Raw genomic sequence first — 25788 nt, 5'->3', positions numbered from 1 at the left:
GCGGCGGCATCGCGCCCGTCACCGCTGCCCAGACCACAAGCGTGATGGTGCTCGTCACGGTGACACGCGTGTCATGGTGCCTTCCTGATCGAGTGGGGGCCACCGGGGTGAGTCGCTCTGCGCCCCAAGACGGGTCAGGGGCTGTCGTAGCCGAGGGTGTAGTCGCCGGAGCCGCTGTAGGCGTGGATCCGGTAGCGGTAGTAGCCCGCGGTGCCGGAGTAGCTCAGTTCCTCGTCCGCGGCGGACGTGACGCCCCGCGCGACGGTCGCCCAGCTCGAGCCGCTCCATCTCTGGAGGTAGAGGTCGAAGTTGGCACTGTCGGGGCCGTCCAGGCAAGCCCGGTGCGCGCCCGGCACGGTGGTGTGGAAGTAGCGGCCGTCGGGCTGGTAGACGCTGCCGCCGGAGCCGAGGGTGCCGGTCCTGGTCGTCTCGAAACCGGTGCAGCCGTCAGGCTGTTCGTCGCGCACCGTCAGGGTGAACACGGCGGTACGACTGCCCGCAGTGCCGGTTCCGGTGATGGTGATCCGATAGGTCCCGGCCGGGGTGGACGCCGTGGTCGCGATGTCCATCGTGGACGTTTCGCCGGAGGTCACCGACGCCGGGGTGAAGGACGCCGTGACCCCCGTGGGCAGGCCGGACGCCGCGAGGGCGATCGTCTGAGGATCGCCGGTGACGATGGTGGTGGAGATCTGCGCGCTCACGGCGGCTCCGGCGTCGACTTCGGCAGAGGTCGGGGTCACCGCGACGGCGAAGTCGTCAATAGGGTCGCCGCAGTCCGGACGGCCGGGCTCGCTGGACTGCCGCGGCACCGAGACCGCGTCCCAGGCGCCCTTGACCGTGTCGAACTTGGCGCAGTCGCCGGGGAACAGCTGGGTGACGGCGTTCATCGTGGCGACGCGGGCGTCGGCGTACTCCCAGAACGAGGTCTTCTGCATCAGCGCCGTCATCCAGACACGGCCCGCGTTCCGGATGCCCATACCGTCGACCGACGCGGGGCCGCCAGCGCAGATCGGGCTGTCCGGCTTGCCGCCGCCGGGATGGGAGCCCTCGGCAATTAGGTAGAACCAGTGGTTGGCAGGCCCGGCCGCGTCATGGACCTCGGTGCTGGGGATCGCCGTCGACCAGCAGTTCGGTTCGTCCCTCGGCCCCGCCGACGGGTCGTACATGACCCGCTCCGGTCCACGGCCCAGCGCGTCGGCCTCCTCGGCGTAGACGTAGTCCGGCGGATCGTCGGGATGGTTGGCGTAGTGCTCGGTCAGTGCGCCGAAGATGTCCCCGCTGGCCTCGTTGAGCGCGTAGGTCTCGACGTAGCCGTCAAAGCCGCCGGGAGTGAACTGGAAGACCGCGTGGCCGTGCTCGTGCGCGACGATGTCGAGCACCGACAGTTGCCGCTGATTGTCCTTCGAGTGGCCGATGTTGACCGTGTGCCCGTTCCAATAGGCGTTGACCTGGTTGAGCCCGACGAAGATCGGGAACGCGCGGCCGTTGCCGTCGAAGCCGTCGCGGCCCAGCCAGTCCCGCAGCATGTTCCACTCCTGTTGGGCCGCGTAGTACGCGTCCGAGCACGCGGTCTCCAGATCGGTTCCGCTTCGGTTGCCCCAGACGTCATCCGGGCCGGACACCGCGCCGTTGCCCTGGACACCGCAGAACATCCCGGACCGTGTCCGGTCGGACATCGAATAGCCCGACGAGGTCCGCGTCGTGTCGATCGTGACGTCGTCGTAGTAGTGGCCGTGGCCGATCCCCGCCAGCACCTCATCCCACTCCGCCAACACCGCACCGAAGCGGGCGTCGACGATCACGTGCAGCATGCTCGGCGTCCCCTTGACCGACCGCCCACGCACCACGACCTCGTATGCCAGGGTCTGCTCGCCCTCCGGCGAGAACACCACCAGTTCCGGCGCGCCGACCGCGTCAACCCCGGCCAGCTCCGCCCTCGCGACCCGAGCCGCCCGCTCCGCCGACACCACCGGAACAGTGCCGACAGAGATAGCGCCCTGACCCGCCAGCGGCGACCCCAGCACAGCCCCGGACGCATCCGCGACAACGACGAAATCACCACCGACGACACGTAAGCCGCGATACTTCCGCTCATAGGCGTGGAACGACAACCCGCGCGGCCCGGAGGACACACCGACCGCGACGAACTCCTCGTCACCTCGGTCAACCGCCACCTGCCGCACGTACGCCACCGCGCCGTCCACGACCTCCTCGGCGGCTCCCGCGGCCTTCACCCCCACCACCGACGTCGCCATCACCGCCAAAGCGGCGCAGACCGAACTCAGCCTTCGCATGTGGCCGCCCTTGCTCCAGATATGACCGGGCACAGGGAACCCGGTGCGTTGGACGACGGTCCCAGCACCTCGAACGACAGGCAACGGACGAAACGAGGACCGCAAAAAAGCGGCAAACATCAGCCAGGACTATCACTTAGTGTGGTTGTAGTCCAGAAGGCCAATCCACGATGAGTGACCACTCGTACAGGACTCGTCAAACCTGGACAGGACCGCATCCAACCGCCCCACGATGTAGGTGCTTCCGCACCGCGTGGGCACTTGCGGTATGAGAAGCGCACTCTGGCGACGTGCGACCGGAAGTTTGCTCCAGCCCGTCGGCCAGGTCGTCGAGGGTGAGCCGTTCGCCGTGCAGCAGCCACAGCAGCAGGCCGGGATCGACGTCGCCGCTGCGGGTGGCCATCACCAGCCCCGCCAAGGGGTGACCGACGGCACCGTGGGCGCCGCGGCGAGCGTGCTGGTCGCGGGAGCCGGTCTCCTGCTCTTCGGCGCGCTCGGCACTTGGCGTTCCAGGACCGCACTCGGCGGGAAGGCTGAGTGATCGCGAGACCCCAGGACCAGCGTCGGGTGGTCAGTCGGCCGCAGTGGTGTGGCGGCCGGACGTCGGCAGTACGCCAGCGCGGCGCAGAAGGTCGCGGGCGGCGGAGATCGCCTCGGGGGTCGTGGCGAACATCCGACCGTCGGCGTCGAGGCGACCGATGACGCCGAGTGCCTCCAGCGGCCGGTGGTGGCCGTCGCGGACACCGGAGACGTACACGGCGATTCCCCGCCGTTCCAGCCTGTCGATGGTGTCCTTGAGGACCAGCACGCCGCTGGCGTCGATCGCGGTCACCCGTGACATGCGCAGGATGACAGCGGACACGTCGGCGATGTCGGGCAGTTCGAGCAGGAACCGGTGGGCGGCAGCGAAGAACAGCGGCCCGTCGATCCGGTAGGCGACGATGTGCTCGGCGAGCAGGGCGTGTTCCTCATCGCTGGTGGCACCGGGCAGGTCGCCCGCGATGCCGACCTGGTCGATTCGGGCCTGACCAGCGACCGCGCGCAGCGCGAGCGCCCCGGCGACCAGCAGGCCGATGACGATCGCGTAGACCAGGTCGAGGGCGACCGTGGACAGCGCGGTGAGGATGAGGACGGCGGCGTCGGCGCGGGTGGCGCGGGCCATCGTCCGCAGGCTGCCGACCTCCACCATGCGGATCGCGGTGGCGATGAGGACACCGGCGAGCGCGGCCAGGGGGATGCGGGAGACCAGCGGGGCGGCGGCGTAGACGATGCAGGCGAGCACGGCGGCGTGGATGAGCGCGGCCAGCCGGGAGGACGCCCCCGCGCGGACGTTGACCGCGGTGCGCGCGATCGCGCCGGTGGCCGGGACACCGCCGAACAGGGGCGCGGCGATGTTCGCCAAGCCCTGCCCGAACAGCTCACGGTCGGGATCGTGCCGTTGCCCGATGGTCATCCCGTCGGCCACCGACGCCGACAACAGCGACTCCAGTGCCGCGAGCATGGCGACGGCCGCGGCGGGCACCAGCAGCGACGGGAACACGGCGAAGTCGAGGAAGGCGAGGGACGGTGCGGGTAGCCCGGCGGGCAGGTCGCCGATGGGAGTAGCCGAGTCCAGGGAGAACACCTCGGCTGCGACCGTGGCCGCGACCACCGCGACGATCGAGAACGGGACGACGGGCCGCCACCGGGCGCCGACCAGCATGATCGCGGCGACCCCCGCCGCGAGCCCCAGCGCGGCCCAGTTCGGGGACAGGACGAAGGCGCGCGCCGCGTGCCAGCCCGTCTCCAGAACGCGCTCGCCCTGCGTCGCGGTGACCCCGAGGGCTGCCGGGATCTGCTGCAGACCGATGACGCAGGCGATGCCCAGGGTGAAGCCCTCCACGACGGGCGCAGGCACGTAGCGCATGACGCGGCCCGCCCGCGCGAGCGCCAGCCCGACCAGCACCACTCCCGCGATCAGACCGACTGCCAGGACGCCCCCGGCGCCGTGTGCGGCGACGATGGGCACGAGGACGACGGTCATGGCGCCGGTGGGACCGGACACCTGCAGGTTCGACCCGCCGAACACGGCCGCGAGCGCACCGGCGACCACGGCCGTCGCCAGCCCGGCCTGGGCGCCCAGCCCCGAGGACACCCCGAAGCCCAAGGCCAGCGGCAGCGCCACGATGGCCACGGTCGATCCGGCGAGCAGGTCACGGCGGAAGTGCCTTCGCGCGGCGACCGCGTCCGCACGAGCGGGCAGCAGCGGACGCAGCCGAGACCACGCCGCGGAGCAGACGGCCCTCACCGCGCGGCCGAGTCGGTGTAGCGCGGCCGGTCGAGCAGATCGCTCTGCCCGGTCAGTGTTCGTCGCACGACCGCGAGCTGCTGTGACAGCGCAGGCATGCGGAGGAACCCGATCTGGTACAGCGAGACTGGCACGACACTCCCCGCGATCAGCACCCGCCCTTCTGAGGGGGCCTGCCGCAGGCAGCACCCGAGGGCCTGCCACAGAGGCTACCAGCGCGATTGCATATATTCGCAATTGCATGGTTCGTCATCGCGATTAGCGATCCACCGCAGCTGGGCAACCCGATCGTGAACGCGTGACGGTGTGAACCGCCTCGCACTGGACCGATGCAGCGAGCCGCGGCCCCGAGGGCCGCCGTATGGTGCTGAAGACCTGCGGAATTGCAAATTTCTACAACTATTGAAGGGTTGGCACCCGTGGATGTGGACGCGGTTCTCGACGAGGCGGGCGTGAGGAACGCGCATGTGCGCGAGTACGTCCGGCATTGGGCACATGTCACGCGTCCCGATCGGATCGAGGTGGTCAGCGCGGCCGATGACGCCCGGCTGATCCGGGAGAGTCTGGCCGCGGGCGAGATCCTGCCGACCAGCGATGGTGGGTACTACGCACGCAGCCACCGCAAGGACACCGCGCGCTCCGAGGAGCGCACCGTGGTCGCCACGAGCGATCCGGCCGACAAGGGTGTCTACAACAACTGGCGCCCCGCGGCGGAGATGACTGCCACGGTCACCGGGTTGATGCGCGGCGCGTCCGTGGGCAAGACGATGTACGTGGTGCCGTACCTGATGGCCCCGCCCGGCTCTCCCTTGGCGCGCTACGCCGTGGGCGTGGAACTCACCGACCACCGCACCGTCGCCCTGCACATGATCAGGATGGCCCGGGTCGGCATCGAGCACATCGACGGTCTCGGCGAGCCCGCCGGATTCGTCCGCGCCGTGCACGTCACGGGCGATCTGGAAAACCTGGGTCAGGGCACCGCGCACGACAGGCGCCACTTCGTCACCGTGGCCGACGAGCGGACCATCCTGCACTACGGCTCGTCTTACGGTGGCAACGCGTTGCTGGGCAAGATCGCGCACGGTCTGCGCCAGGCGTCCTACGACGGATGGGCGTCGGGTGCGTTCCTCGCCGAGCAGTTCATGCTGCTGGGCATCACCGACAGGCAGACCGGGCGCAAGCACCACATCTGCGGCGGTTTCCCCAGCGCGTCCGGCAAGACCAACCTGGCGATGACGCTCGCCCCGGACGCGTTGGGCGACCGTTACCACGTGGAGTTCTACGGTGACGACATCACCTGGTTGTGGGTGGGCGACGACGGCAGGCTGTACGGGATGAACCCGGAGTTCGGGGTGTTCGGCGTCGCGAAGGACACCAACGCCGCCACCAACCCGACCGCGCTGGCCGCGATCGGCCCCGGCACGGAGACCCTGTTCACCAACGTCGCCTACAACACCAAGACCAGCGAGGTCTGGTGGGAGGGCAAGACCGAGCAGCCGCCCGCGGACCTGGATGGCTGGCTGGACTGGACGGGCGAGCCCGTCGCCGAGCGCTCCCCGGAACGGCGGGGCGATCCGTGGGCACACCCGAACAGCCGGTTCACCACGACGCTGTCGAACGTCCCGAACCTCGCCGCCGACTACGCCGCCCCGTCGGGCGTGCCCATCGACGCGATCATCTTCGGTGGCCGCACCCGCGACCGCGAACCGCTGATCCGGGCCATCACCGACGTCGCCGAAGGGGTGTACGACGGGCTGACGCTCGGCGCCGAGGCGACCTTCGCGGCCGAGGGCGTGGACGGCATGCTGCGCTACGACCCGATGTCGATGCGTCCCTTCATGTCCTACCCGGAGGGGCGCTACGCCGAGCACTGGTTGCGGATCATCGGACAGGTCACCGAGAAGCCGATCTTCGCGCACGTCAACTGGTTCCAGCGGGACCCCGAGGACGGGCGCTTCCTGTGGCCGGGCTATCGCGACAACCTGCGGGCGCTGCTGTGGCTGATGCGGCTGCGCGACGGCGAGGTGCGCGGCGTGCCCTCGCCGGTCGGCGTCCTGCCCGCGAAGTCCGAACTGCTCCTCGACGGTCTGCGGATCGATGAGGCTGACCTGGACAGACTGCTCACCATCGACTTGAGCGCTGGCGTCAGGAGATCGATTTCCGCGAGAGGCACCTGGCCCGGTTCGAAGGTCTGCCCCAGGAGATCTGGCAGGCCCACCACCGCGTCGCCGCTGACCTGGAAGGCGGCGCGCCCTGACCGGAAGGTAGGCCACAGGCGGGTGGCGGCGGAGGTCGCCGCCCGCCGTCCCCCCGGCACAGAAGGTCGTGACCGTCGTCAACCGTCGAATCTGCGCGAGCGCGCGCGCAGAGCCCCCGTGGCGGCGTCCGCGGTCCGGTCGGCCAGTTCATCCGCCGGGATTCTGGGCAGGTGGTGATCAGCTCCGGTGGCCATGACCAACGCGAGCACACAGGCGTGCAACACGGTGATGTGCGGCTGTGCGCCGGGTGTCCCCGCCAGCGCGCGGAGCAGGCCGGGCAACGTGATCAGCGGGTCGTGATCGCCCCGCGCGGTGATGACGACCGGGTCCAGATCGGCTGGGCCCGTCCAGGGCCAGAGAGCGTCCAGGTCGAGCACGATGTGCGCGTCCGCGGCGATGTCGCGCAGGGGGAACGCCGCGGCGTCAGCGAGGTTCCACACCGTGAGGTCACGGACTCCGGCGGCGAGCAGCAGCGGCTCGACGACAGGCATCGTCTCGGCTCCCGCGATCACCACGCGGGCGACCCGAGGTGGGTGGCCGAGCCGCGTCAGGGTGGTGAGGACCTGGGCGACGAGGACGGTGGCGGCGGTGTCGCGCCAACTGAGGACGGGCACGCCCAGCAGGTCCCGAATCCGCTCGGCGTCCCCAGGCCGCCCGCCGGGCAGGAAGACCGCGTCGGACTCCGCCAAGCGGGCCCACGGTGCGGGGTCACCGCGGAACGGGCTGCGAAGGTCGAGGTCCACAACGCGGGCAGCCAGGCCGCCGAGCCGCTCGATCACGGCCGCGCACCGGACCGCCGGGAGGGCGTCGTCGGCCTCATCCCCGGCCACCACCGTCGCGACCAGCACGCGGCGGTCATCCCGTCCCTGTTCGGACACCACGCCGAGCCGCGTCAGCTGATCGACTCGTCGGGCGATGCGAGGTCCAGCACCGCAGGGTCGACCCAGTCACCGGTGTCGACCCCGTGCCGCGCGGCCAGGTCCAGCAGGTCCCGGATGCGCGCGCCGTGCAGGTGGATCTCGTGGTCGAGACCGGCGCGGCGGGCCACGACCAGCGTCTTCAACCGTTCGTCGACCTGGTCGCGCAGGACCGTCGCGAACTCGCTCATCGCCCCTCATTCCCATCGAGCGCGGAGCCCGACCGTCAGAATCCATTATCTGCACACTTGCGAAATCTTGCAACTGTATGGCGCGCGACGTGGCCCACGTCCTGCCCGCTGCTATGTCATCGTCCCCTGGCGGCGGACCGGGACACCCGACGACCGCGAGCTGATCCGCCCGCCGAAGCGGTCGGAGCGCGCAGGTCGTCCAGCAGTTCCACCTGCCCCGACAGCACGCCCGTCAGGATCCGACGGGCCACCGCCAGCAGTTCCGCCACATAGGGACTGGTCAACGAGTAGTAGACGGTGGACCCCTCCTTGCGCGTGGCCACCAGACCCGCACGCCGCAACACCGCCAACTGCTGCGACAGGTTCGCCGCCTCGATCCCCACCTCCGGCAGCATCTCCGCCACCGCGTGCTCCCGCTGACTCAACAATTCCAACACCCGGATGCGCGCCGGATGCCCCAAGGTCTTGAAGAACTCCGCCTTGAGCTGGTACAAGGGCCTGCTCATCGCCCCCTCCCGTCCACTCGCCACCCGTCGTCATGCCATCGATTCTCGCGGTTCACGGTCGCCAGGACGGCAGAGACATCGATTCGATGATTCACCAGTTGCTAACCTTAGCAAGTTTGACACGGAGGTCGCCCGACAGACCACACAGGCACACTGTCGACGAGGCGGGCAGGAACCAGGACAAGGCGGCAGCCTGCGACGGCGGATGGACCACGCCCGACCCGAGCGCGTGCGCATGCGGTTCACCTCCGAGGTCTGCGGGCTGCGGGAATCGCCCGCCGACGCGACCTGGAACGGGAACTCGTGCCAGTGGGATGCAGCCGGCCCCGTTCCACGTCGATGGATCGGAGCGCCCGTGACGCCGATGAACAGGGCCTGCAGTCCGCCTGGCCCGACTCCTGCTCGCGACCACGGTAGACATCGGGCAGGTGACCGGACGCTGACCTTGAGCACGATGACCGCGCGGGAGATCGTGCTGTTGCTCGCTAGTTGGTCATGACCGCATTCTGCGCCCACCAGCGGGCATAGCTCGGGTTGCGGCCGGTGAGGCCCAGGTACGCCTCGGCGACGATCCTGCGCAGCAACGCGGGTTCGACAGGACAGGGACGCCGCGTTGCCAGGTCGATCCGGCGGATGATCGGGTCACCGCGCATCGGTCGCACGACCAGGCCGCGCCCCTCCGCCGAGGTCGCCTGGGCCATGCTGACGCATTGGCCGCTGACGATGAACTCCCGTGCGGCGCTGGCGTCGCTGATCTCGTGGGTGATTCGCGGCTCGAACCCCGCCTCGCCGCACGCCCAGCGCAACGCGGCGGTGACACCCGCGTCGACCTGGGGGTCGACTATCCAGTTCTCGTCCACCAGCTCGATGAGGTCGACCTCGTCCTGGGACGCCTGCGGGTGGTTCTCCGACAACGCGACGAACATGGGCTCGACGGGCACGACGACCTCGCGCAGCAACCCGTCCTGGGGGCCGGTCTCGAACCCGATGACCTCCACCACCACCGCGGCGTCCAGCCGCCCCGTCCGCACCCTGGCCAACAGGTCCGCGGCACTCGGGTCGCAATGCATGTGTATGCGCAACGGCTCCTCGTACGCGGCCACCAGCGGCGGGACCACAGCGGAGGCCAAGGCGCCCGGGTAGCAACCCAGCTGCAGCTCAACCCCACCGGTCGCGACGGACCCGGGCGGGACGACGCCCTGCAAGCCCGCCATCTCGTTGACCACGGTCCGGGCCCTGGTCAACACGGTCCTCCCGAACCCGGTCGGAACGACACCCGAGTACCCCCGTTCGAACACCGGCGCCCCCAGCGCCCGTTCGATGCGCTGGATCTGCGCGGTCAGGGCAGGCTGCGACAACCCGAGCACGGCGGCCGCCCGGGTGATGCTGCCTTCGTCCGCCACCGCGATCAGGGCCCGCAGATGCCGGAACTCCAGTTCCATGCCGCACATAGTATGGGTCAGTCGTATGGGCGAGGTGGCGGAGTGAAGGCGACCCCATGCGCGCCGTGGTCGAGCTCCTCCTTCTCCCAGGCACGGCGGCACCCGCGGCTCGGTCTGCAGCCCCCGGGATCGGCTGCGGCTGGGCTGACGTGCGACAGCGCCAGGCTGGCGGTACCTCTGCGCGAAGGTGTGATCATGGTGTGGGGCCTGTTTCGCTGATCGGACACCGAGGGTGAGCAGGGCGATGTCGTCGTCGAGGCGCGCACCGACGGCATCCTCGAGCAGGTCGACCAGCGGGGTATCCCCCGGGCGCAGTCACACTCTGGCGGGGTGAAGCGGGCGTGGGTCAGGACACCGACGGGTTGCCGCCGAAGGCGTCGAGGTGGCGGACGGCGCCGTCGGCCCCGGCAACCCGTAGCCGCACATGGCCCGCCCGGGCCGCTCCAGACACCAGCTTGCCGCCAACAGAACCGCAGGCAGCTGCCAACACGAGCACGTCTACCTGACTACGTCCAGCTCACGTTAGCTCAAGATGCTGGAGCGCTACCGAAGCGGACTAGCGACCAACACGAACCATTGAGATCGGACAACTCAACGTGATGATCTGGCGGCGGTCCCCGGCACGACGACCGATTCGTACACGACCGCTTGCGCTCACCCGGGCACCCACGCACCGCTCGACCAAACCGACACGGACGCTCGCGCAGTTGGCGATCGGCGATGATCGCATCCGTTGTCGGAGATCGCGGCCGCCGCCCTGGCGGCGGTGCCGCGAGATCGAGACGGCCAAACGCGCCAAGCTGTCCGCCAGGCGAGAGCCCCACACGGTCCCGTTACTCAGTCGAGCGGTACCCGCAGTGGCGCAGTCTTCGACACCGCTGCACAACGAAGTCTGCTGATGGACAGCCCGTCGTCGACGTCATCTGCCCTACCTGCGCGCCCCCTACACCCACGGTCGACAAACTCGAAGCCCGCGTTAGCCCCGCCTCGTCCTTGATCAGACGATGTGCTTCCTTCCAGTCGAAATGGAGGAGCCCTGCTGTTCTGCTGCTTCTCCGGCAAGGCGTAGTAGACACCCAGCAGGGTGTCGTCCAGCGCGTGACGCAACCGGTCTCCTCATGTTCGTGGAGCAGCGCCAGGGACATGTTGACCATGCCGAACAGATCCCGCTCAGAGTACATAGGCGGGCGCCTCCGGGCAGATTGCCTTGAAATAGTCCGGCACGACCATAGGAAGTGTCGTTGACCAGCTGGAACAGCACGGTGGCCCGCGTGAGGCCTGCGGCGGCGTGGCGACCGCCGCGGTCCTTGAGTTCTCGCAAGTTCAGGTCAGGGTTGGAAGAGATCCGGTACCACGACATCGTGCGACCATGTAGGCCGAGATTCTGGCAGGCGCGTTATCCCGGAGGGTCGGACTGAGGGTGTCCAGCCAGGGCTGCCCGGTTCGGCATTCGGGCTGGTACCCGAGTGTGCCGACAGCGGCGTCCTGCACTGTCTGTACAACGGCGACGTCCACGCGCGCAACGCACCGGCGTGACCTGGAATGCCACGGTGAATAAGTTCAAATGAACTGACCGGATCAGGCCATGGCCGTCGCGAATGTGCACGGAGAGGAACATCGAGCATCGCAAATATGATTAGCTTGAAAGTACTTAAGCAAGATGATTGAGCGCCTGGTACTCTGCTCATCGTCACAAATGCCCAGCTTGTCGCAAATGTTCGATACATGACGGTCTACGGTCTTCCCACTCAGGCCAAATCTCTTCGCGATTCCTTTGTTCGACAGCCCTTGGGCGACAAGGTTCAGAATCTCAAGCTCACGTGATGTGAGCGCGGACAGAATGCCTTGTCGATACTTGGGGTTCATGACGCGCTTGACAATCTCAGAGTCAACGCTGACACCACCGTCATTGACCGCTTTGAGCACGTCACGGAGGACTGCGGGGTCCGTGACTCGATCTTTGATGAGGTAACCTCGACCTCCTCTGCCGTCGCAAGCCAAGAGGTGAAGTGCGAAGCGGGTCGAGTTGAATCCCGACAGGAGGAGCAAACCGATATCCGGATCCTCAGCATGTAGTCGCTCTGCAGCGGTCAGGCCGCCGTACTCCCCCGGCGGCATCATTACGTCGAGGATTACAGTGGAGGGATGGTGGTCTCGAACCTTCTGTAGAATCTCGTCACCATCCGAAGCTTGCGCCACGACCTCGATCCCAAATCGCTCCAGCAGGAGTACCAGGCCCTCGCGAAAGAGGGGGATGTCGTCGGCGACCGCTACTCGCATGGAATCCGCACCTCCAGTAATGTGCCGCCTCCCGATGGGGACACCAGTGACAGGTGGCCCCCTACCGAATGCACTCGATCACGTAACCCGGCCAGCCCTCTACTTCGATTCATATCCGCCCCGCCGATGCCGTTGTCGGAGATCATGAGTTCGAGGTCGTGCTCGCACGTTCTTGTCGTGATGACCACCTGACTCGCGTTCGCGTGCTTGAGGATGTTGGTAAATGCCTCACAGGTGATTAGGTAGGCGATGTATTCGACAGAGGACGGAGGTCGTGTCGTGTCGAGATGTAGGTCGACAGATATGGGTTGACGCTCCACGAGGGCATGGATGGCGCACGCCAACCCGTTGCGCGCGAGCTCGGGCGGCGCGAGCTCGTGAATCAAGTCCCGAAAGGCCGGAAGGATGGCGGATAATTGCCTCTTTGCCCGACCGATACTTTCGGCCGCTTGTCCATCCGTCACTTGGTCGCTTGCCAGGGCTAAACTTACTCCCAGGGTGTAGAGGTGCTGCTGGACACCATCGTGCAGGTCCCTGCCGAGCCGTTGACGTTCCTTCCAGCGCTCTTCCTCGAGGCGTCGATTCAGAAGTCGCTGCTGCTCTTGGTTGGCGCGGTCGTGAACCTGTAACCATACGGCGAGCACGGGCTGTCTCGGCGCTGAGACTACATCTCCGAAAAGTGCCGCTTCACTAGCGAGTTGCCTATCGGCGACGAGTACCGCCATTGCTCGATTCTCGCCCGCGTAGAGCCGGATTAGCACCTTGTCGGCGTCTTCTTCAGGCCGCCCCACCGGGCGGCCGTCGGAGTCGACATACTCGTCATGGTTTGGAGACCAGTAGAGGATCTCCAATCTGTCGTCGTGCAGCGCGAGGCGAAGAGCCTGCTGCAAGGCCTCGGGCGGGGCGTCGGGAGGCAGGCGGGCAAGAGCGTCGGCGACAGATGCTTGAATGAAGCGGCGCCGAAGACCGCCAATCGCCAGACTGATCGGAGCAGCGCCTATGAGCAGAATTCCCTGCACACACAACACGACGTCCACGAGTTTCTGATCGACGTATGGAGTATAGACCCCGCTCGACAACAAGAGGAACCACGAGAACGCCCCGGTCAGCGAAAGCCCGACGCCCGACACCAGCACTGGAAGAAGAGTTCTCCGGGCCACGCCCTTGTACCGCCGGTAGCGCATCGACATGACGCCCAGGAATCCAACGCCAATAGCCAAAATCCAGTAGTCGAAGTAAGGTAGCGCGTCGTACGTGCGACCTGTCAGAATCAAATATATTTCGGGCACACCGAGGCCTGCGGCCATCGCTATCAGGTATCCGCGCTCCGCGCCTTGTAGGCGTTGTTGAGGATACATAAGGCACGCACATGCACTGAGCCACCAGAAAAGTGTGCTGCCGATCATTGACAGGTGAATGGCGAGAGGGTTTCCCCATTCGTAGAGGTAGTTGGTCGGCCAGATGAATCCGGCGGCCACCAGGAGAATCGAGGTTGCACCCCCGCGGCCGCGCCCCAGCTCGTCGTTCAGGACGAGTAATGATCCGCAGAATGAGACCGCGACGAAGGCCGGAATCAAAGCCAAGCCGGGTGCCCTCATCCAAAGCGGCCACGCACAGAGAACCGATACGGCCGCCGCTGCCAGTGCAAGAAGTGATACATGAAACCCGGCATGACGACCGAGGAGTCGCGCGATCGCCACGCTCAACAGCGAGGACCGAAGATCCGAAGCGTGCACGCTCCAATTGTCTCATTCCAAGTTCCCGCTGGCTCCAGCGGGTGTCGCTCTCGGCAGGAGTGGGTAGTCGACCCATGGATCGCTGAGAAAGCTGCCCAACGGTGCGCGCGGATGATCTGTATCAGGAATTGCGGCAGGTCCGGACGCGTGCCCGTGACGGAGTCGATAGGGTCGTCATTGGGAATGCTTCAGTAACAGCATCCGCCCGCACGCTTACAAGAAAGGAATCGGAACATGTTCATCAAACGCTTGGCTGTTTCCGTGGCCACGGTCGGCACCCTGGTGTCCGGCGTGGCCATCCTGGGTGCTTCAGAGGCAATGGCAGCGCCGTGCGGCCTCAGTTACACCATTGGGGACGTGCCCGGCGGCCCCCTGAAAATCGTCTACTACAAGATCCGCAACTGCCACTCCTACACCGTCAAGCGAAAGCTCGACCTTGCTGGCACCACGGACGGGGTGTGCCACACCATCGGAGCCGGAAGAACCGTTTCAAGCACACGGATCATCGCAGGCTGGGCGGGCGTCAGGGGAATGAAGGCCTGCTAGCCTAGCTAGGCGATGCCAACAGGCAGCACTAAGGCAACCACTCCAACGTGTAGCCGCGTTCGATCTCGAAACCCGCCCCATAACTTGCATTCCGGCGGAGCTCAGGTTTAGCCATAACGAGGCTTAAAAAGCACGCGATCGGACCGCCCACCACCGTCGGGCGGTCCGACAAGCCTTTGCAAGCGCGGTGGCTCAAGGTGAGAACGTGTCATCGGGGTCACCTGCGGGCCGCTTCGTAGCACCGCTGACGCTCCCGGTCCCATAACGTCGCGTCGTCGACATCGGTGTACTCGCTACGCATCCGACGCGCCATGACATAGAAGCCCTCGTTCGGTCGACGCTCGCCTTCGACACGACAAGTGCGCTCCACGTCGGCTCTCCACGCTGCGCGGCACGTCGCGACACCTGGTCCAACGGATGGCTCAGGAAGTCCGGCCGAGTTCCCACCCGGCGAGCCAGAGGCCCGTACTCGATCGTGCCCCCGGCCACGGCAACCCCGAACAGGATGTCCGTGATGCGATCCACCCGGTCGACCTCGAAGACCTCTGACACCCGCTCCTCCAAGCCAGCAGAAACTCGCCAAACCCTCGTCGTTCAAAGCGGGCACAGGGTTACGCGCGTACAAGCCTTCGCAACGATCGTCCAGGCACGGATACCGCAAGCGAGCTCTTCTCAACTTCAACAGCTTGGCACTTCATCGGTCTATCCCGCCCAGCGAGGGCCGTCCGCCAGCCAACGAAATGGCGGAGCTATCGATCACCAGGGCGACGACGGGGTTCAAGACCGTCTTTCTGCCGAGCACCAGTTGAGAGCCAGTGCCTTGTCTCCCCAGCCCACGCACACCGTAGGCGCAGAACATCAAACCGGAGCTTGGCGTGGGTGGTCGGAAGGACCGGTGGTTCTCCACAACGGGAGGCCTTGGGCAGGGGCCAGCGACGACGCAGGTCGGCCCCTGCCACTGCGCCGTCCCACTCGCGGACAGCCATGTTCACAAGCATTTCCTCCGGCGCAAATCGAGCTGCTCAGCCGCCTTCTCCACGAGCCGCTCAGCATCGAACCGCCGTCGCCACCGACGGACGCGCCCGGCAAGACCTGTCGTCCGCGCGCAGGCGTCCGCAGCTCATAGAGCCCATCCAGCCACACCGGGGCCCAGCGGGTGCCCACCAGCGATCGTTCTCCCCACGGTCCGCTGCCATGTAGTGCGGCGGTGGGGTCCGAGTCGGCAGTGACCGGCGGCACTGCGAACGGCAGAAGACGTGCGCGCAGCGAAAGCGGATCAGCCTCGCGGCGCTCGTCGGGGCGTTCTCCCGTCCGGGCGACTGGCGGGTCGGGCGCAAAGGCGCTCCAGAACCTTCTTCATGGACCATGCGCCGTGTCTCCCCATCCCGCCCTTTCAGCTGTCCCGGAGTCTGAGGTAGCGAAGCACTGCGGTGACCCTGCGGTCCGCCCGGTCGTCCGGTGGGAGGTCGAGTTTGGCGAAGATACTGCGGATGTGCTTATGCACGGTGCCGTCGCTGACGACCAGTTGTTCGCCGATGGCCTTGTTGCCCAGACCCTCGGCCATCAGCGCGAGCACGTCGCGCTCGCGGGGGCTGAGGCGGTCGAGTTGGGCGCGTGCGGGGGTTCGGGTCAACAGCTGGGCGACGACCTCGGGGTCGATGGCGGTGCCGCCCGCCGCCACCCGCCGCAGCGCGTCGAGGAACTCCGTGACCCGGCCGACCCGTTCCTTGAGCAGGTACCCGAGCCCGGCGGCGCCGGACGCCATCAGTTCGACGGCGAAGGCCCGTTCGACGTAGGCGGAGAGGACGAGCACCGCGAGATCCGGATTGCGCCGCCGGGCCGCCACCGCGGCGCCGATGCCCTCATCGGTGTGCGTCGGCGGCATCCGCACGTCGACGATCGCCGTGTCGGGCCGGAGCGCGTCCACCGCGGCGAGGAACTCCTGCGGGTCGGCCGCGGTCGCCACCACGTCGAGCCCTTCGGCCTGCAGCAGCATGGCGACCCCTTCCCGCAGAAGCGGGTCGTCGTCGGCGATCACAAGCCGCATGGCAGGCCCATGGCCAACACGGTCGGCCCACCCGGCGGGCTGGCCAGGGTGAAGGTGCCGTCGTGCGCCTCGATCCGCCGTCGGATGCCGTTGAGGCCGGAGCCGCGGTCGACGTTCGCGCCGCCGCACCCGTCGTCGAACACCTCCACCCGCACCCGGCCTCCTTCGCCGCGGATCGTCACGTACGCGCTGCGCGCGCCGCTGTGCTTGGTGATGTTGGTCAGCGCCTCGGCGATCGCGAAGTAGATCGTCGCCTCCACCGACGCCGCGCATCTGCCCACATCGACGTCGAGCACACACGGCACCGGGCAATCCGCGACCAGTTCGGCGAGCGCGTCGGTCAGGCCCCGGTCGGCCAGCACGGGCGGGAAGACGCCGCGGACGACGGCCCGCAACTGGGCCAGCGCCTCCTCCGCGGTCTCCTGCGCGCGGCCGAGGATCACGTCCGTGTCCTCGGCGCCGCGGGCCAGTGCGCGGCGCGCCGCTCCCAGGAGCACGATGGCCGCCACGACCCTGTTCTGCGTGCCGTCGTGCAGCGCCCGTTCGATTCGGCGCAGCTCGGCGGTGTGCGCGTCGAGCGCGGCGGCCCTGGTGGCGGTCAGGTGGGCGATCCGCAGCGCCGGATCGGCGGCGGTACCCACGTCGAGCAACTTGCGCCCAGGCATGCCCTGCAGCCTGGACAACACCGGTAGCAGGAACAGCGCCATGGCCATCCACCCGAATCCCAGCAACCCGACGACGAGCGCGTCCGCCATGTCGTGGACGACCCACAGGCCCAGCGACGGCGTGGCGGCATCCGGCGGCAGAAGACGCCACCACAGCGGGAAAGTCCCGTCTCGCACGATGTTCAGCACGATCGTCAGTCCGGAGGCGCCCAGCAGCAGTCCGCCGACGGCGTGGACTGCCAGCCAGGCCAGCTCGCGGCGTGTCGCGCGACTCCGCACCGCGTCGGCGAGGCGGCTCGGCGCGGGTCCGGGGCTGAGCACGGGTGGGCCAGATCGGCTCAGCCGCGCTCGTTCCCGGTCCGCGACGACGTGCACCAGGCGGAGCGCTACGGGCACCAGCGGCAACCCGACGCCGACGAGGCACAGCACGGCGGTGAGGCAAAGCACCGCCATCCCGACCACCGCCAGCACGGCCGTGGCCAAACCGTCCGCGAGCCGTTCCAACGCATCGGGGACGGCGCGGACGAGACCCGCCCCGGTCCGCGGTCGAGGCACGACTTGCGCCATACGACCACCCTACCCGCGATGATCGACTTCTCGCGGCGCGCACAGTAGCGCCTGCACCACCACGCTGTTGGGCGCCTTCTGGGTCGAAGGCTCTCGGCTCGATCCCTAGTGTTTCTCGCCATGGGGGCATTTGTTGCATTGGAGACAAACGAGATGAAACACACCAGAGTCAAGCGCGGCCTGATGACGGCCGCAGCCGCCGTGGCCGCGCTTTCCCTGATGGGCACCATGGCTTCGGCCGACACGCCGCCTGCGGAGGTCGTCGGCGCGCAGTCGGTGCCGTTCGGGTTCGGCGCCTACAGCGACGTCCGGCCCTTCGGCGACATCACCAACAACTCCATGGCGATCAACCCCGCCCAGACCATCGCCGTGGTGACGCGGTCCGACGTCCGCAAGCTGGTCGTGGTCAACCTGGCCAGCGGCGATAGGCGGGAGATCCCGGGGTACGCCACTCCGCGCAACATCCTCTTCGCGCCGGACGGCTTGAGCTTCACCGTGTCTGACAGCACGCTCGGAGTGCTGGACCGCATCTCGCTGCTGACCTACACGGTCGTGGAGCGGCTGCCGCTCGGCGTGGGCGTCTTCGGCACCGCGCAGACCGGTGACGGCAAGACGCTGTACGCCAACAACCACGCGTCGGGCACCGTCACCAGGATCAACCTGCACGAGAGGAGGCCTGAGATCGTCCACACCGGATTCCTGGAGCCTCGCCAGGGAATCAAGCTCTCCCGGACCGGCGACCAACTGTTCGTCACCGACTTCCGGGACGACTCGATCAGCATCCTGGACCCCGGCGATTTCGCACTGCGGCACAAGGTCCAGGTCGACGACGTGCGCGGCCTGTCCGTCAGCAACGACGGCAAGTGGGTGTACGCCGCCAGCAGCAGCACCAACACCATCGTCGTCATCAACACCGCGACCGGCGTCGCGGAGCACACGGTGCCGGTCGGCGCGAAGCCCTACGGAGCCGCCCTGTCCCCGGACGGGACGGTTCTGCTCTCCGGCAACAGCGCCGACAACACGCTGACTGTCATCAACCCCGTCGACCGTACGGTGCTGGGCACCGTCATCGGACTCGACGAGCCGCGCCAGGCGATCACGTTCAGGACCGACTCCAAGGTCGCATGGGTGCTGAACAAGGACCTCACGATCGCCGAGGTCAACATCGAAAAACTCGAGGTCGTCCGGGTTATCTGAGAGCCGTACACGGTCCGGCCCACGTCACCGCCACCCCCCGGTGACGTGGGCTGTCCACGCGCGGTCGCCGATCGTACGGTGCTCGCCGTCTATCCGAGGGTACGGCTACGCCTAACTGTCCGCGTCAACTAGCAAGCAGAAGCGGAGCGTCTGTGATCCACGACCTCACCAGCGTTGCCGCGAGGCCGGTCCCACGTCATGCCACGGCGAACAGCAGCGCGGCCGTGATCGCCTCGACTCCGAAGTAGAACCAGACCGGGTAGAACCGTGTGGGTGTGTCGGTGAGCCGGGAGACGAGTCTGCCCAGGGCCATTCCTGCGAGGGCGGCCCCGACCGTGACGACCACGCCGGTGCGCAGGTCGTGGAGGAACAGGGCGGTGATGAGGACGGTGGCGATCGCCAGGCCGAAGCCGCCGTAGACGGCTCGGATCTCCGATCGGCTCTCCGGGGCGTCGACGGCGATGCCGAACGGCTTGGCGAGGGCCGCTGGAGCGGCGAGAGCGTAGAGTCCCATGCCGAGGAAGAACACCGCGGTGAGGACGATGACCGCTGTCGTCACGCTCCCTCCCCGGACCGGCGCGCCGGCACCGCTCCCGCCCCTGACACCTTGATCAGGCCCATCGCCGGGAGCGTCGCCTGGCCGAGTCTCGTTCGTCTCATCCGCACGCGTGGAATCATCGGGGGCGTGGACGACGCCGCGCTTCCGGAAACGTGCTGCCCGAGTGACCGGGCCACGATCTGGATCGGGTCCGGTCACGCCGCCTACCTGGGGCCATCGCTCGACCTCGACCCGCATCTCGGCTCTGTACACTGCTTCGCCGTCGGCGTCGACGCGCCGTTCCTGCTGCGTGTCGGTGACGATGAACGGACGGTCCGCAGCGCGCTCATTCCGGCCAGGACGCGGCACCAGGTCGTGTCCGAGGGCCAGATGCTGTTCCTCTATCTGGACCCGGACCTCACTGACGAGCGCGTCCGGACCGCGCTGGGCCTGCTCCGCTCGCATCCGTGCCTGAGCGCGCCGCGGGTCGCCGGTGAGGTCGGGCTGTCGACGTCGCGGTTCCTGCACCTGTTCTCGGCGCAGACCGGCACCAGCTTCCGCCGTTACCGGCTGTGGGCGCGGATGCTGTGCGTCGCGGCGGCCGCGGCGCGCGGCGCGGACCTCACCAGGGCGTCGGCGGAGGCCGGGTTCGCCTCGCCGAGCCACTTCAGCGACTCCTTCCACGACATGTTCGGGCTGACCGCGAGCACGGTGCTCACGAGAAATGCCCGAATCGTCATCGACCCGGGATCGGACGGCGCCCCAGCGGGATAACCGCAGAGGTCGGCAGCCTTGAGTGTCCGGCGGGGCGGTACCGAGGGGTGCCCGCGCTCAATCCTCGGCGCGACGCAGCGCTCCAGGTTTGTGCACCGCGTCCTTCCCGCTCTTGTCGCTGCGGACCCGGTACTGCGGGTCCTCCTTGGACGCGCGGACGGTTCGGCCCGCGGCCTCGGTGTCCTCGGTGATCTCCTCCTCGACCTCGCCGACCGCCTTGCCCCCGTGGCTGCTCCACTCCACCTTGTCGCCCTTGCGGAACTTGTCCTCGGCCATGGCACGCTCCTCACCGCTCGTAGAGCGGACCGGATACGACGCCGCCTCCCAGGGACGTGGCACAACGCGCACACCTGACCACCCTCACCGGCCACACCGGCGCCGCCAGGGCGGTCGCGTTCAGCTCCGACGGCCGCATGCTGGCCACCGCAGGACACGACCACCGGGTTCTGCTGTGGGACACCGCGAGCCATAACCTCCTGGCCCGCCTCACCGGCCACCCCGACAACATCTACACGCTGGCCTTCAACCCCCGGATACCCCTGCTCGCCTCGGCAGGCGAGACCGGGACGGTCATCCTGTGGGACCCGACCAAGCTGCCCTCGCAGGCCACCGCGACTGGGTCAACGACATCGCGTTCAGCCCGGACGGCCGCACCCTCGCCAGTGCTGGAATGGATGGCGCGGCGATGCTGTGGGACGCAGGATACCGCACCCCCGTGGCCACCCTCATCGGCGACAGCGGCCAAGTCAATGCCGTGGCGTTCAGCCCAGACGGCCGCACCCTGGCCGCGGCCACGGGTTCCGACGAGCACCCGCCCCGCACTCTCGACCAGACCGTCACCCTGTGGCACACCGAAGATCGCGCAGAACCTGTCCGCCTCACCGGGCACACCGACCAAGTCCACGACATCGCGTTCAGCCCGGACGGCCGCGTCCTGGCCAGCGCTGGCGCCGACGGCAATCTGATCCTCTGGGACGTGGCGCACCGAACCTCCTTGGTCACCCTGCCCACCCCGACCGGCTTCACGGGCTCGCGTTCAGCCCCGACGGACGCGTCCTCGCGACCGCGGGCATATGCCGGACCGTGGTGCTGTGGGACGTGGCCCGCCACACCCGCCTCGCCACCCTCGTTGGTCATACCGGGGCGCTGAGGGACGTCGCGTTCAGCCCCGACGGACGCGTCCTCGCCACTGCGGGCATAGACCGAACCGTGGTGCTGTGGGACGCGGCTCGCCACACCCGCCTGGCTGTCCTCGCGAGCAATGCGGGCTCGGTGACCTCCCTGGCGTTCAGCCCCGATGGTCGCACGTTGGCCACCGGCATCACCGATCACACCGTCGTCCTGTGGGACGCAACCACCCACACACGCCTGGCCACCCTCACCGGCGGCAACACCGAACCGGTCAGAGCCGTCGCCTTCAGCCCGGACGGCCACACCCTGGCCACCGCCAGCGCTGACAAGACCGTCACCCTGTGGAACACCGACCCGCAACACACGACAAACCACATCTGCGACACCCTCGCCCGCGACCGCACAACAGACGAGTGGACACAAGCGATGCCGGAAATGCCCTACCGCACGACCTGCACCTGATCGTCCGTGGCTCCAAGGGATGCGATGACGGGTCGGCCCTGACCACGTCACCAGCGGCGCGAACCCGACCTGACCAGCACCGCCGCGAGGGCCCGTCCCGCATCATGCCACGGCGAACAGCGGTGCGGCCGTGGTTGCCTCTACGCCGAAGTAGAAACTCATGCCGAGAACAACACCGCAGCGAAGACGATGACCGCTGTCGTCACGCTCCTGCCCTTGACACGTTGATCAGGCCCACCGCCACGAGCGACGCCTGGCCAAGTCCTGTTCGTTCCATCCGCACGCACGGATCATCGGGCGCGTGGACGACGCCACGCTTCCGCAACGTGCTGCCCGGGCTACAGGGCCACGATCTGGACCGAGCCCGGTCACGCCGCCTGCCTGGGACCATCACTCGACCCTCATCTTGGCGCCGTGCACTGCTTACGTCGGCGTCGACGCGCCATTTCCTGCTTGTTTAGGCGCTCCGCGCCTCTGACCGCGCCGCCGGTCGGTGCCCTGTTGTCCTGGAACCGGGATCGCGGCAAGTCCGTCACGACGCTCAAAATTCGCACGGCGCCGAATGCGTCATAGGACGGCACATATGCCACCGTTGGACTTAGTCGGACGAATCGAGATGATTGCTTGATGGGTGAGGAAAAAGTGGGTTGCACGTCTTCGAAGTTCGACACATCGGGTTGCAATTCGTGTCAGGATGGCGTTGCTAGAGCACCACCTCGACGAGGGGAGATGAAATGCGTGGAGGCAGGATAATCACCATCATTGCCACTGTTTTGGCATTGTTGGGGATGGGCGTCGGTGCGGCTTCGGCCGCCGAGGGCGGGGGATCGGAGCTCGCGGGGGCGACCGGACGGGTGGATGCGTGTTTCGCCGGAGCCTGCGGCAGCGCGACGTTCACGAAGGTCAACAACCAGTACTACAAGCCGGTCAGGATGTCGGTCAGGGACAACAAGTGTGACGACCACCCCGTCTACATCCAGGCGGGCGTCTGGGATGAGACGAGTCTTACGTCCCCTACCTGGCTCCCGGCCCGGTACAACAAGCTGGGATGCAAGGCGAAGTACGCCACCTTCGATTCCTACATCAAATGGAAGCACCCGATCAAGTTCCTGGTCTTCCGGGTGTGTGTCGATGACGCAGGACCCAACACCTGTCGCACCGCGAAGTGATGACGTGTAGCTGAACCTGCTCGGCCCGGGTTGTGACGTGACGCCGCGCAACCCGGGCCGGGCAGTTCAGAGGTGGTCTGCACGGCCAACTCTCCGTGGCAAGAACGCCCATGTCCCGCCGGTGGCGATTGCAATGCGGACTGGAACATCACCATGCTCGGGTGAAGACTTCGACGGCGCGCTGCCACATCGCCCAGGTGCATGACGGGTTGCGGGTGTACTGGGAGGTCCGTCCCCCGGCCTGAGCCGGAGGACGGACCATCCGGTGATCAGAAGCTGGTGCTCACCGCCACTCCGGTGCACGCGGTCGAGCCCTTGAGGCTGATGTAGACGTAGCCGGACGGCGGGTTCGCCACCGTCACGGATTCCTGGTTGGCCGGGCTGGTCGAGCGGTGGGTCGCGTTGTCCGAGGTCGCCCAGGTGCCCGCGTTGTAGTAGAGGTCGCAGTTCCCGGACCCGCCGGAAGCGGTGATCTGCAGCTGCGTTGTGCCTGCGGGCAGCAGCAGGTACATGTGGTCGTAGTAGCTGTTGCTCGCCGACCGGTTGGAGCGTTGGCAGTCCTTGCCGAGCGCCCTGGTGTCCGAGCCGGTGCACTCCGGTAGCGAGCTGGAGCCGATGGTGACGGACCTGCTGGTCGTCGCGGTCGCCCCGTTGTTGTCGGTGACGGTGAGGGTGACGGTGTAGATGCCGTCGGCGGTGTAGGTGCGGGTGGGTGAGGTGGTGGTGGAGGTGGTTCCGTCGCCGAAGTCCCAGCGGCGGGCGGTGATGGTGCCGTCGGCGTCGGTGGAGCGGTCGGTGAAGGCGGCAGTTCGTCCGGTGATGGTGGTGGTGAAGTCGGCGGTGGGGGGCTGGTTGCCGCCGGACCCTCCGTCGCACTGTCCGCTGGCACACCGGGACAGCCACGAGTACCAGTCGCTGTTGTAGCGGGTTCCGATGGTGTTGAGGAGGAACGACCGCGCGCCGTTCCAGTCGCCCCTGCGGTAGTAGGACAGCACGGTGTCCAGGTCACCGCGGTGCGACTGGAGCATGTAGCGGACCGCGAGGTAGCCCCAGGGGTAGACCCGGGTCGAGTCGTGGCTGTAGGTGGTGTCGAACAGCGTGCTCAACGCGTAGGTGCGCCTGCCCGCCTCGGTGATGGCGGATGAGTAGGTCACTCCCCGGTAGTGGTAGGAGATGTACTCGGCGAAGCCCTCGATCCACCAGACCGTCGGCGTGCGCATGTTGGACGTGAAGTCGCCGTGCATGGTGAACCGGCCGTCGAGGTAGTGGGTGTACTCGTGGTTGAGGTTCCAGATGGCGAACGTCGGCCGCAGCCACTCGGCCTCGTAGGCGATGAACCGAGCCTGGTTCCCGGAGGCCGACGGGTCGCCCTCCAGGTACATGCCACCGTTGTTGGTGTCGATCCCCCAGTGCGCACCGGCGTAGGTGCGGTAGTCGGTGCTGGAGTTGTAGACGACCACTTCCAGGCTGGTGTTGCGGTCACCGGAGACCGGTCCGGGGTCCCTGGCGACACTGTGGAAGTAGGCATCCTGGTTGAGCAGGCTCGCACACGTCTGGCTCAGCTGGGATGCGGTCATCTCCTGGGCACGGATACGCAGTGTGGAGGCGCAGGTGTAGTTGATCGGCAACACGTCGGCCGACAGTGTCGCTCGTAGATCGCAGGTGCCGTACGCGGCGCAGTTCGCCTTGTCGTAGCTGTCCGCCATCTCGGCGAGGCCGACCCAGAGCGCGGCCGTGCCGCCGCGCCTGCTGGACTGGGCCAGAAGCTGGCGGACCATCGGGCGCACCGCCGGACGCAGGGAGTCGTGCTGGAGGAAGCGCGCGAGCTCCCGGCCCGCGTTGGCGGGCAGGAAGCGTTTGCTTCCGGAGAGCAGGCCCTTGTGCCGCACGGCGAAGCCGCGCAGAGCGGTGAGCACCCCGCGGTCCTTGTCCACCGCCGCGACGAATTCAGGATGGGTGTGACCGCGGAACAGCAACGTGTAGACGGAGTTGACCGCGTCCACCATCCCGGGGTGGCGGTCGTACGCGGAGTTGTAGCCGTTCAGCAGACGCTTGACCACAGGCAGGTAGCGGGCGCCGAGACCAGCGCCGTCCGCGAGCAGGACGGCCTCGCTGAGCACTCGGCCGTTGCCCTCGCTGACGTCGAAGGCCCGTTCGGCCGCGAAGAACGTGTCCAGCGTGGAGCGGACGGAGTCCGTCAGGCCGTCGCCGTAGCCGCCGATGGCTGTCTCGTGCCAGGCGACGTGGTAGCCGGCGCGCAGAAACGTCACCAGCCTGCCCGCTCCGGTGGAGTCGTCGCCCGGATAGGCTGCCGCGACGGTACGGAGCCGCTCGGCCACCGCCGCCATGTTCGCCTCGCTGAGTGTTCGCCGCGCGTCCTGTCCGGTGAGCGCGAACAGCCCGCTGACGCAGCTCGGGTCGGCGGCGGCGACCGAGTCGGCGAGCGCGGCGCCACTCAGCCCGACAAAGCCGCATGTTGCGCGGCCCTGGCCGGTGTGGCTTTCGGACTCGTCGTAGTCCGCGCGCAGTTCGGCGTCCGAGGACGGCATCGGCGCTCGGCGGGAGACCGGCAGCTCGGTGCGCGCGACGTGCTCGGCTTCGGAGTCGACATCGGGGTGGCCCGCGGGTGGCGGGTCGCCGGGCGTGGTCTGCGCGGGCGCGGCCTGCGTGACCGCGTCCTGGGCGGTCGCGGGGCTCGCCACGCCCAGCGCGATGGCCGCGGCCAGGAGCGCGACCGCGATGTGACGGGATGTTCGGATTCTCATTACGGGACACCTTTCG

General features: G+C 67.7%; 21 protein-coding genes and 3 pseudogenes. 9 read left to right on the top strand and 15 right to left on the bottom strand.

The window, feature by feature from the left end; all coding sequences use genetic code 11:
* Nucleotides 1–134 precede the first annotated feature (134 nt).
* The 4 genes from IEY98_RS27970 to IEY98_RS32900 all read right to left on the bottom strand — a co-directional run bounded on the left by IEY98_RS27970 (nucleotide 135) and on the right by IEY98_RS32900 (nucleotide 4715).
* Complete coding sequence (locus tag IEY98_RS27970) at nucleotides 135–2294, bottom strand: M4 family metallopeptidase (RefSeq protein WP_189213665.1); 2160 nt, start codon at nucleotides 2292–2294, stop codon at nucleotides 135–137.
* A 196-nt stretch (nucleotides 2295–2490) separates the two neighbouring features.
* Entirely contained in the window at nucleotides 2491–2697 is a 207-nt protein-coding gene (locus IEY98_RS32905; RefSeq protein ID WP_229787604.1) for a hypothetical protein, read from the bottom strand.
* 168 nt (nucleotides 2698–2865) lie between these two features.
* Entirely contained in the window at nucleotides 2866–4581 is a 1716-nt protein-coding gene (locus IEY98_RS27960) for a SulP family inorganic anion transporter (protein ID WP_229787602.1), read from the bottom strand.
* A complete protein-coding gene (locus tag IEY98_RS32900; protein ID WP_229787600.1) occupies nucleotides 4578–4715 on the bottom strand; it encodes a hypothetical protein in 138 nt (45 codons plus the stop codon). Before IEY98_RS32900 ends, IEY98_RS27960 begins: the two co-directional genes overlap by 4 nt.
* 285 nt (nucleotides 4716–5000) lie before the next feature.
* Between IEY98_RS32900 and IEY98_RS27955 the strand changes: the two genes are divergently transcribed.
* On the top strand, nucleotides 5001–7016 hold the full coding sequence (locus IEY98_RS27955) for a phosphoenolpyruvate carboxykinase (GTP) (RefSeq protein ID WP_444541832.1): 2016 nt from the start codon (nucleotides 5001–5003) through the stop codon (nucleotides 7014–7016).
* Here IEY98_RS27955 and IEY98_RS27950 read toward each other — a convergent pair.
* The 6 genes from IEY98_RS27950 to IEY98_RS27925 all read right to left on the bottom strand — a co-directional run bounded on the left by IEY98_RS27950 (nucleotide 6917) and on the right by IEY98_RS27925 (nucleotide 13875).
* Entirely contained in the window at nucleotides 6917–7687 is a 771-nt protein-coding gene (locus IEY98_RS27950; RefSeq protein WP_189213663.1) for a hypothetical protein, read from the bottom strand. The two genes, IEY98_RS27955 and IEY98_RS27950, sit on opposite strands and share 100 nt — an antisense overlap.
* A gap of 44 nt (nucleotides 7688–7731) precedes the next feature.
* Entirely contained in the window at nucleotides 7732–7947 is a 216-nt protein-coding gene (locus tag IEY98_RS27945) for a hypothetical protein (RefSeq protein WP_189213662.1), read from the bottom strand.
* A gap of 116 nt (nucleotides 7948–8063) precedes the next feature.
* Nucleotides 8064–8453 carry an ArsR/SmtB family transcription factor gene (locus tag IEY98_RS27940; protein WP_189213661.1) on the bottom strand — a complete coding sequence of 130 codons (390 nt, stop codon included), beginning with the start codon at nucleotides 8451–8453 and terminating at the stop codon, nucleotides 8064–8066.
* Nucleotides 8454–8938: 485 nt separating this feature from the next.
* Nucleotides 8939–9895 carry a LysR family transcriptional regulator gene (locus IEY98_RS27935; protein WP_189213660.1) on the bottom strand — a complete coding sequence of 319 codons (957 nt, stop codon included), beginning with the start codon at nucleotides 9893–9895 and terminating at the stop codon, nucleotides 8939–8941.
* A 1578-nt stretch (nucleotides 9896–11473) separates the two neighbouring features.
* A complete protein-coding gene (locus IEY98_RS27930) occupies nucleotides 11474–12175 on the bottom strand; it encodes a response regulator transcription factor (RefSeq protein ID WP_189213659.1) in 702 nt (233 codons plus the stop codon).
* Nucleotides 12166–13875 carry a sensor histidine kinase gene (locus IEY98_RS27925; RefSeq protein WP_189213658.1) on the bottom strand — a complete coding sequence of 570 codons (1710 nt, stop codon included), beginning with the start codon at nucleotides 13873–13875 and terminating at the stop codon, nucleotides 12166–12168. The genes IEY98_RS27930 and IEY98_RS27925 overlap by 10 nt, the downstream gene beginning before the upstream one ends.
* 270 nt (nucleotides 13876–14145) lie before the next feature.
* Between IEY98_RS27925 and IEY98_RS27920 the strand changes: the two genes are divergently transcribed.
* Nucleotides 14146–14457 (top strand): hypothetical protein, encoded by a 312-nt coding sequence (locus IEY98_RS27920; protein ID WP_189213657.1) that lies wholly within the window; start codon nucleotides 14146–14148, stop codon nucleotides 14455–14457.
* Between the two features lie 1393 nt (nucleotides 14458–15850).
* Here IEY98_RS27920 and IEY98_RS27915 read toward each other — a convergent pair.
* Nucleotides 15851–16504, bottom strand: a complete 654-nt coding sequence (locus IEY98_RS27915; RefSeq protein WP_189213656.1) for a response regulator transcription factor — start codon at nucleotides 16502–16504, stop codon at nucleotides 15851–15853.
* Complete coding sequence (locus IEY98_RS27910; RefSeq protein WP_229787597.1) at nucleotides 16492–17724, bottom strand: sensor histidine kinase; 1233 nt, start codon at nucleotides 17722–17724, stop codon at nucleotides 16492–16494. Before IEY98_RS27910 ends, IEY98_RS27915 begins: the two co-directional genes overlap by 13 nt.
* 120 nt (nucleotides 17725–17844) lie before the next feature.
* On the opposite strand from IEY98_RS27910, the gene IEY98_RS27905 reads away from it, so the two are divergent.
* Nucleotides 17845–18933, top strand: a complete 1089-nt coding sequence (locus tag IEY98_RS27905; protein ID WP_189213654.1) for a YncE family protein — start codon at nucleotides 17845–17847, stop codon at nucleotides 18931–18933.
* Nucleotides 18934–19129: 196 nt separating this feature from the next.
* Here the strand turns inward: IEY98_RS27905 and IEY98_RS27900 are convergent, their stop codons facing one another.
* Nucleotides 19130–19492: a DUF4345 family protein gene (locus tag IEY98_RS27900; RefSeq protein WP_189213653.1), complete on the bottom strand. Its 363-nt coding sequence runs from the start codon at nucleotides 19490–19492 to the stop codon at nucleotides 19130–19132.
* Nucleotides 19493–19618: 126 nt separating this feature from the next.
* Between IEY98_RS27900 and IEY98_RS27895 the strand changes: the two genes are divergently transcribed.
* A complete protein-coding gene (locus tag IEY98_RS27895) occupies nucleotides 19619–20245 on the top strand; it encodes an AraC family transcriptional regulator (RefSeq protein ID WP_189213652.1) in 627 nt (208 codons plus the stop codon).
* Nucleotides 20246–20302: 57 nt separating this feature from the next.
* Here the strand turns inward: IEY98_RS27895 and IEY98_RS27890 are convergent, their stop codons facing one another.
* The gene (locus IEY98_RS27890) at nucleotides 20303–20521 is read right to left on the bottom strand and encodes a hypervirulence associated TUDOR domain-containing protein (protein WP_189213651.1); all 219 of its coding nucleotides are present in this window, start codon (nucleotides 20519–20521) and stop codon (nucleotides 20303–20305) included.
* Between the two features lie 56 nt (nucleotides 20522–20577).
* Between IEY98_RS27890 and IEY98_RS33480 the strand changes: the two are divergent.
* The 5 genes and pseudogenes from IEY98_RS33480 to IEY98_RS27865 form a co-directional block, all read left to right on the top strand.
* Nucleotides 20578–20817: pseudogene (locus tag IEY98_RS33480) on the top strand (WD40 repeat domain-containing protein); the annotation flags it as partial.
* Between the two features lie 5 nt (nucleotides 20818–20822).
* Nucleotides 20823–21209, top strand: a pseudogene (locus tag IEY98_RS33475) (WD40 repeat domain-containing protein); the annotation flags it as partial.
* 5 nt (nucleotides 21210–21214) lie between these two features.
* Nucleotides 21215–21331: pseudogene (locus IEY98_RS33470) on the top strand (hypothetical protein); the annotation flags it as partial.
* Nucleotides 21332–21838, top strand: a complete 507-nt coding sequence (locus IEY98_RS27870; RefSeq protein ID WP_229787596.1) for a WD40 repeat domain-containing protein — start codon at nucleotides 21332–21334, stop codon at nucleotides 21836–21838.
* A gap of 734 nt (nucleotides 21839–22572) precedes the next feature.
* Nucleotides 22573–23007: a hypothetical protein gene (locus IEY98_RS27865; protein ID WP_189213649.1), complete on the top strand. Its 435-nt coding sequence runs from the start codon at nucleotides 22573–22575 to the stop codon at nucleotides 23005–23007.
* A gap of 269 nt (nucleotides 23008–23276) precedes the next feature.
* Here the strand turns inward: IEY98_RS27865 and IEY98_RS27860 are convergent, their stop codons facing one another.
* Nucleotides 23277–25772 carry a collagenase gene (locus IEY98_RS27860; RefSeq protein ID WP_189213648.1) on the bottom strand — a complete coding sequence of 832 codons (2496 nt, stop codon included), beginning with the start codon at nucleotides 25770–25772 and terminating at the stop codon, nucleotides 23277–23279.
* Between the last annotated feature and the right edge of the window lie 16 nt (nucleotides 25773–25788).

Source organism: Actinokineospora fastidiosa (assembly GCF_014648415.1).
GTDB lineage: Bacteria > Actinomycetota > Actinomycetes > Mycobacteriales > Pseudonocardiaceae > Actinokineospora > Actinokineospora fastidiosa.
This window is presented reverse-complemented; position numbering and strand designations above follow the sequence as displayed.